The sequence below is a fragment of the Streptomyces sp. NPDC016469 genome (genome assembly GCF_040632905.1).
Classification (GTDB): domain Bacteria; phylum Actinomycetota; class Actinomycetes; order Streptomycetales; family Streptomycetaceae; genus Streptomyces.
In genome coordinates this window covers 120457-126826 of sequence record NZ_JBEYCQ010000023.1, presented here as the reverse complement: position 1 = coordinate 126826, position 6370 = coordinate 120457, and the positions used below count along the sequence as shown (strand labels likewise).

The 6370-nt window shown below is 68.7% G+C and carries 8 protein-coding genes; 3 read left to right on the top strand and 5 right to left on the bottom strand.

The annotated features are described in order from the left end of the window. Nucleotides 1–379: 379 nt before the first annotated feature. Nucleotides 380–1021 (bottom strand): DNA-3-methyladenine glycosylase, encoded by a 642-nt coding sequence (locus ABZ565_RS25180; protein ID WP_361031044.1) that lies wholly within the window; start codon nucleotides 1019–1021, stop codon nucleotides 380–382. 73 nt (nucleotides 1022–1094) lie between these two features. Between ABZ565_RS25180 and ABZ565_RS25175 the strand changes: the two genes are divergently transcribed. From ABZ565_RS25175 to ABZ565_RS25165, 3 genes are all read left to right on the top strand, one after another. Next, entirely contained in the window at nucleotides 1095–1877 is a 783-nt protein-coding gene (locus tag ABZ565_RS25175; protein ID WP_361031042.1) for a sporulation protein, read from the top strand. A 43-nt stretch (nucleotides 1878–1920) separates the two neighbouring features. Next, nucleotides 1921–2460 (top strand): YbhB/YbcL family Raf kinase inhibitor-like protein, encoded by a 540-nt coding sequence (locus ABZ565_RS25170; RefSeq protein ID WP_361031039.1) that lies wholly within the window; start codon nucleotides 1921–1923, stop codon nucleotides 2458–2460. Between the two features lie 149 nt (nucleotides 2461–2609). After that, nucleotides 2610–3116, top strand: coding sequence for an HNH endonuclease (locus tag ABZ565_RS25165; RefSeq protein ID WP_361031036.1), 507 nt, complete (start codon nucleotides 2610–2612; stop codon nucleotides 3114–3116). 62 nt (nucleotides 3117–3178) lie between these two features. Here the strand turns inward: ABZ565_RS25165 and ABZ565_RS25160 are convergent, their stop codons facing one another. The 4 genes from ABZ565_RS25160 to ABZ565_RS25145 form a co-directional block, all read right to left on the bottom strand. After that, nucleotides 3179–3946, bottom strand: a complete 768-nt coding sequence (locus tag ABZ565_RS25160; RefSeq protein WP_361031033.1) for a sulfite exporter TauE/SafE family protein — start codon at nucleotides 3944–3946, stop codon at nucleotides 3179–3181. Between the two features lie 62 nt (nucleotides 3947–4008). Beyond that, nucleotides 4009–4938 carry an SPFH domain-containing protein gene (locus ABZ565_RS25155; protein ID WP_073968441.1) on the bottom strand — a complete coding sequence of 310 codons (930 nt, stop codon included), beginning with the start codon at nucleotides 4936–4938 and terminating at the stop codon, nucleotides 4009–4011. Nucleotides 4939–5012: 74 nt separating this feature from the next. Further along, nucleotides 5013–5444 (bottom strand): NfeD family protein, encoded by a 432-nt coding sequence (locus tag ABZ565_RS25150; RefSeq protein ID WP_361031030.1) that lies wholly within the window; start codon nucleotides 5442–5444, stop codon nucleotides 5013–5015. Nucleotides 5445–5502: 58 nt separating this feature from the next. Beyond that, nucleotides 5503–6300: an ABC transporter ATP-binding protein gene (locus ABZ565_RS25145; protein ID WP_361031027.1), complete on the bottom strand. Its 798-nt coding sequence runs from the start codon at nucleotides 6298–6300 to the stop codon at nucleotides 5503–5505. Nucleotides 6301–6370: the final 70 nt, after the last annotated feature.

The following is a 6370-nucleotide window of genomic DNA, read 5'->3' as shown; positions in this document are numbered from 1 at the left end:
GTTGACTTTTGGCACGCTGTTGAGTTCTCAAGGAACGGACGCTTCCTTTGTACTCACCCTCTCGGGCTTTCCTCCGGGCGCTTCCCTTCGTTCTTACGTTTCCGACTCTATCAGACTCTTTCGTGTCCAATTTCCCGGTCGAAGCGGGTCTTTCTTTTTGCCTTTCGGCGTGTCCACTACGTTAGCGGATTCTCCCGGTTACTCATAATCGAGTCAGGGGGACCAAATTCCGGCATGCCGAAACTCGCACCCTCTGGGGTGAGTCGTAGGTAGTGGTTGGCCGCTTCAGGTCTGCGCGGCTCACGATCCGATGGACCGAACCAACAGCTATACCCGTGTCAAGCGACTCGGACAACATTAGGTGCCCCACTCGGGCGAGTCAAGTTGACCTACGGCGCGGCACATGGGCGCGGTACGGGCTCACCGTGGGGTCGCCGTCGATCCAGAACCGCCAGGGGTGCACCGCCCCGTCCCCGCCCACTCCGGTCCGCGGACCGTTTCGCACCTGGTCACGAGGGGGCGGGGTGCCGTGGAGCACGAAGAGCTCGGCACCCTCGTGCGCGATGGCGTCCGCGCCGTCCAGCGCGCGGCCGATGTCCAGAGCGGTCGCGAGGCGGGCCGGTCCTTTGGCCAGTTCTCGGTCATTGCGGGCCGAAACTCGACGTTTACGCGTGAGCTCGGCGCCCTCGAAGATCTCGCCGGCCCGGAGCAGCACCCCGCTCGCCCTGCCCTCGGGGCCGCACACCAGATTCATGCAGTGCCACATGCCGTACGTGAAGTAGACGTACGCGTGGCCCGGCGGGCCGTACATCGCGTCGTTCCGCCGCGTCCTGCCCCGGAAGGCGTGGGATCCCGGGTCGATCTCGCCGGCGTACGCCTCCACCTCCGTGAGGCGCAGGGCGATCGGGCCCTCCGGGGTGCTGCGGACCAGGGTGCGGCCGAGGAGGTCGGGCGCCACCTCCAGTACGGGGCGGTCGAAGAAGTCCCGCGTCAGCGGCGTACGGTCCGGGCCATCGATCATGAGGTTCGAGGTTACTGGGAACCGACTACGGTCGTCGCGCGTATGTAGGGGTCAGGACCTAGGAGGAGAAAACATGGGCTTCAAGCGGCTGCTCGCGAGCATGGGTGCCGGCGGCGCCTCGGTGGAGACGGAGCTGACCGAGGTCAACGTCGTCCCGGGCGGGGTCGTCCAGGGCGAGGTGCGGATCCAGGGCGGCTCCGTCGACCAGCAGATCGAGGGCCTTTCCGTGGGCCTCCAGGCCCGGGTCGAGGTCGAGGGCCAGGACCAGGAGACCAAGCAGGACATCGAGTTCACCACGCTCCGCCTCGGCGGCGCCTTCGAGGTGCGGGCGGGGGCGGTGCACGTGGTGCCGTTCGGCCTGGAGATCCCCTGGGAGACGCCGATCACCATGTTCGCGGGCCAGCACCTGCACGGCATGAACATCGGGGTGACGACCGAGCTGGAGATCGCGCGGGCGCTGGACTCCGGCGACCTCGACCCGATCAACGTGCACCCCCTGCCGGCCCAGGAAGCCATCCTCGACGCCTTCGGCCGGCTGGGCTTCAGCTTCCGCAGCGCCGACATGGAGCGCGGCCACATCCGCGGTACGCGGCAGCGGCTGCCGTTCTACCAGGAGATCGAGTTCCACCCGCCGCAGCAGTACCGGGGGCTCAACCAGGTGGAGCTGTCGTTCGTCGCGGACGACCGCGAGATGGACGTCATCCTGGAGATGGACAAGAAGCCGGGTCTGTTCAGCGAGGGCAGCGACTCGTACCGCGCCTTCAAGGTCGGTCTGCACAACTTCCACGAGACCGACTGGGCGGCTTATCTGAACCAGTGGCTGGCGCAGGTCGGCGGGCAGCGCAACTGGCTCTAGGGTCGGAAGCGTAATCCGACTGAGCCGACAGAAAGGTGCAGACGTGACCGAGCCGAAGAGGGCGCCGCTGCCGCACGACTTCCATCCGGAGGTTCCCTCGTTCACCGTGGTGAGCGAGGACATCGCCCCGGGTGCCGCGCTCACCGACGCGCAGGTGTACGCGGAGGGGAACACCTCGCCGCAGCTGCGCTGGGAGGGCTTCCCGGCGGAGACGAAGAGCTTCGCCGTGACGTGCTTCGACCCCGACGCCCCCACGGGCAGCGGGTTCTGGCACTGGGTGCTCTTCGACATTCCCGCGTCGGTCACGGAACTGCCGGCCGGCGCGGGGAGCGGGAAGTTCGAAGGGCTGCCCGCCGGCGCCGTGCACGCGCGCAACGACTACGGGACGAAGGACTTCGGCGGTGCCGCTCCGCCGGCCGGGGAGAACCACCGCTATGTGTTCACCGTGTACGCGGTGGACACCGACAAGCTCGGTCCGGACAGCGACACACCGCCCGCGGCCGTCGGGTTCAACCTGCGGTTCCACACCGTGGGCCGGGCCCAGCTGGTCGCCGAGTACGCGGAGCCCGCCGAGAACGCCTGAGTAACCAAAACGTCCGCATCCGTTTGCCCTGCCCTGGTCTTGGAGAGATCAGGGCAGGGCATTTTTTAATGCGTTGTCCATCACGGCGTCCGGGGCCAGAGTTGATCCGGGCCTGCCAGGGGGCGGCCGGCACACGGGAGGTGGGCGGAATGCGGGACACGCTGGTACTCAACGCGAGCTTCGAGCCGCTGTCGACAGTGACGCTGAACCGTGCGGTGGTGCTGATCCTTCAGGACAAGGCCGTCGTCGAGCAGTCCCACCCCGGCCTCCGGATGCGCGGTGCCGAGGTGGACATCCCGGTGCCCCGGGTGATCAGACTCTGCCGGTACGTACGGGTGCCCTTCCGAAGACAGGCCCCGTGGTCCAGGAGGGGCGTCCTCGTCCGGGACCAGCACCGGTGCGCGTACTGCGGGAAGCGGGCGAGCACCGTCGACCACGTGGTGCCGAGGGCGCAGGGCGGGCAGGACACCTGGCTCAACACGGTGGCCTCGTGCGCGGAGGACAACCACCGCAAGGCGGACCGTACGCCGGAGCAGGCGGGGATGCCGCTGCTGCGGAAGCCCTTCGTGCCGTCCCCCGCGGAGGCGATGCTGCTGGCGCTGGGGGCCGGTGACCGGTCGGCGCTGCCGGAGTGGCTGGCGCGGAGCGCGGCGTAGCCGCCGTACACCCGACGATCTGAGCGCGGCCCGTCTCCCCGGGGGAGGCGGGCCTCGGTCGTTCAGCGGAGCAGCAGCTGGACGATGGCGACCGTGCCGACGGTGACGATGAGGGCGCGCAGCAGGGCGGGGCTGAGGCGGCGGCCGACCTTGGCGCCGATCTGGCCGCCGATGGCGGAGCCCACCGCGATCAGGACCACGGCGGTCCAGTCGAAGTCGGCGACGAAGAGGAAGAACAGCGCGGCGATGCTGTTGACGACGGCGGCGAGGACGTTCTTGACCGCGTTGAGGCGTTGCATGGTGTCGTCCACCAGCATGCCCATGAGGGAGAGGTAGATGATCCCCTGGGCGGCCGTGAAGTAGCCGCCGTAGACGCTGGCGAGGGTCAGGCCGATGTAGAGCAGCGGGCCGCCGTCGGGGTGGGCGGGTGCCCCGGTGCGGGCGCGCCGTTCCTGGACGGCCTTGCTGATCCGCGGTTGCAGGATGACCAGGACGAGGGCCAGGGCGACCAGGACCGGGACGATGGTCTCGAAGGCGGTGGAGGGCAGGGCCAGGAGCAGGGTGGCACCGGTGAGGCCGCCGACGAGGGCGCCCACGGTGAGTTTGAGGACGCGGGAGCGCTGGCCCTCGAGTTCCTTGCGGTAGCCGATCGCGCCGCTGATGGAGCCGGGGATCAGGCCGAGCGCGTTGGAGACGGTGGCGGTGACCGGGGGCAGGCCGGTGGCGAGCAGGACGGGGAAGGTGATGAGCGTGCCGGAGCCGACGATCGTGTTGATCGTGCCGGCGCTGATCCCCGCGGCGAAGACCGCGAGCATCTCCCAGATGGACATGGCATATCCCCCGTGCGTGATCTGTGCTTGCTGCACCGAATCATGCACGGGGGGTGTACACGTCAGTCGACCGGGGGTTCCTCGCGTCGTTCCTTGCCGGTGTTGAAGCCGGGCGCGCCGCCGCCGAGGTTGCCGAAGGCGCCGCTGAGGCCCTTGAGGGCGTCGCCGATCTCGCTGGGCACGATCCAGAGCTTGTTGGCGTCGCCCTCGGCGATCTTCGGCAGCATCTGGAGGTACTGGTACGAGAGCAGCTTCTGGTCCGGGTCGCCGGCGTGGATGGACTCGAAGACCGTACGGATGGCCTGGGCCTCGCCCTCCGCGCGCAGGGCGGCGGCCTTGGCCTCACCCTCGGCGCGCAGGATCGCGGACTGCTTCTCGCCCTCGGCGGTGAGGATCGCGGACTGGCGGGTGCCCTCCGCCTGGAGGATGGCGGCGCGCTTGTCGCGGTCGGCGCGCATCTGCTTCTCCATCGAGTCCTGGATGGAGGTGGGCGGCTCGATCGCCTTGAGCTCGACGCGGTTGACGCGGATGCCCCACTTGCCGGTGGCCTCGTCCAGGACGCCGCGCAGGGCCGCGTTGATCTCCTCGCGGGAGGTGAGGGTCCGCTCCAGGTCCATGCCGCCGATGATGTTGCGGAGGGTGGTGACGGTGAGCTGCTCGATGGCCTGGATGTAGCTGGCCACCTCGTACGTCGCGGCCCGGGCGTCGGTCACCTGGTAGTAGATGACGGTGTCGATGTTGACGACCAGGTTGTCCTGGGTGATGACGGGCTGCGGCGGGAAGGGCACGACCTGCTCGCGCAGGTCGATCCGGTTGCGGATCGAGTCGATGAACGGGACGACGATGTTCAGGCCCGCGTTGAGGGTGCGGGTGTACCGCCCGAAGCGCTCCACGATGGCGGCGCTGGCCTGCGGAATGACCTGGATCGTCTTGATCAGGGCGATGAAGACGAGCACCACCAGAATGATCAGGACGATGATGATCGGTTGCATCGTTTCCTCGTGTCCTTCGGTTGATGATCGTCATCGAGTCTGGCAGAACGTGCCTTGGTGTGGAGGCAGTTCGGTCACATGACGACGGCTGTCGCCCCGTCGATGTCCACCACGTCGACCTGCTCGCCGGGCTCGTAACTGAATCCGTGGTCGAATGAGCGCGCCGACCAGATCTCGCCCGCCAGCTTGATGCGGCCACCGCCGCCGGTCACCCGTTCCAGGACGATGGCCTGACGGCCCTTCAGGGCGTCGATGCCGGTGGCGTGCTGGGGTGCCCGGTCCGCGCGCTGGCGCCCCGCGATCACGCGTACCACGGCCGTCAGCGCCACCGAGACGATGACGAAGACCAGGACCTGGGCGACGATTCCGCCGCCGAGGGCCGCGACGACCGCGGCGGCGACGGCCCCCACGGCGAACATGCCGAACTCGGGCATCGCGGTCAGGACGAGCGGAATGCCCAGTCCCACCGCGCCGATCAGCCACCACACCCACGCGTCGATGTCCACGTGGTCATCGTAGGACCGGATGCACCCTTACGGACAGGGCGCAACCGGGCAACCCCGCCTAGCCGAGCGGCAGTCCGCGGGCGGTGTAGCGGTCGCCCTGGTGCTCGACGACGAGGGGGAGGCCGAAGCAGAGGGAGAGGTTGCGGGAGGTGAGCTCGGTCTCCATGGGGCCGGCGGCGAGGACCTTGCCCTGGCGGATCATCAGGACGTGGGTGAAGCCGGGGGCGATCTCCTCGACGTGGTGGGTCACCATGATCATGGACGGCGCGTACGGGTCGCGGGCCAGCCGGCCGAGGCGCCGGACCAGGTCCTCGCGGCCGCCGAGGTCGAGACCGGCGGCGGGCTCGTCCAGGAGGAGGAGTTCGGGGTCGGTCATCATGGCGCGGGCGATCAGGGTGCGCTTGCGCTCGCCCTCGGAGAGGGTGCCGAACTTGCGGTCGAGGTACTCGGTCATGCCCAGCCGGTCGAGGAAGGCGCGGGCGCGGTCCTCGTCCACCTTGTCGTAGTTCTCGTTCCAGGTGGCGGTCATGCCGTAGGCGGCGGTGAGCACCGTCTGGAGGACCGTCTGGCGGCGGGGCAGCTTGTCGGCCAGGGCGACGCCCGCGATGCCGATGCGGGGGCGCAGGTCGAAGACGTCGGTGCCGACGCCGCCGAGGCGCTCGCCGAGGACGCTGGCGCTGCCCTTGGTGGGGAAGAGGTAGCTGGACGCGATGTTGAGCAGGGTGGTCTTGCCGGCGCCGTTGGGGCCGAGGATGACCCAGCGCTCACCCTCCTTGACCGACCAGGAGACGTCGTCCACCAGAGCGCGTCCGTCGCGGACCACCGATACGTCCACCAGCTCCAGTACATCGCTCATGAGCGCGTTGTCTCCCCATGCAGTGTCGAGATCGTCGCGTGCCTGTGGGCACAGCTCCCAGGGAAAACCT

What these genes read in the sequence shown, in the direction of transcription:
- ABZ565_RS25180 (WP_361031044.1), bottom strand. Translation starts at nt 1,021, where the DNA reads ATGATCGATGGCCCGGACCGTACGCCGCTGACGCGGGACTTCTTCGAC.
- ABZ565_RS25175 (WP_361031042.1), top strand. Translation starts at nt 1,095, where the DNA reads ATGGGCTTCAAGCGGCTGCTCGCGAGCATGGGTGCCGGCGGCGCCTCG.
- ABZ565_RS25165 (WP_361031036.1), top strand. Translation starts at nt 2,610, where the DNA reads ATGCGGGACACGCTGGTACTCAACGCGAGCTTCGAGCCGCTGTCGACA.
- ABZ565_RS25160 (WP_361031033.1), bottom strand. Translation starts at nt 3,946, where the DNA reads ATGTCCATCTGGGAGATGCTCGCGGTCTTCGCCGCGGGGATCAGCGCC.
- ABZ565_RS25155 (WP_073968441.1), bottom strand. Translation starts at nt 4,938, where the DNA reads ATGCAACCGATCATCATCGTCCTGATCATTCTGGTGGTGCTCGTCTTC.
- ABZ565_RS25145 (WP_361031027.1), bottom strand. Translation starts at nt 6,300, where the DNA reads ATGAGCGATGTACTGGAGCTGGTGGACGTATCGGTGGTCCGCGACGGA.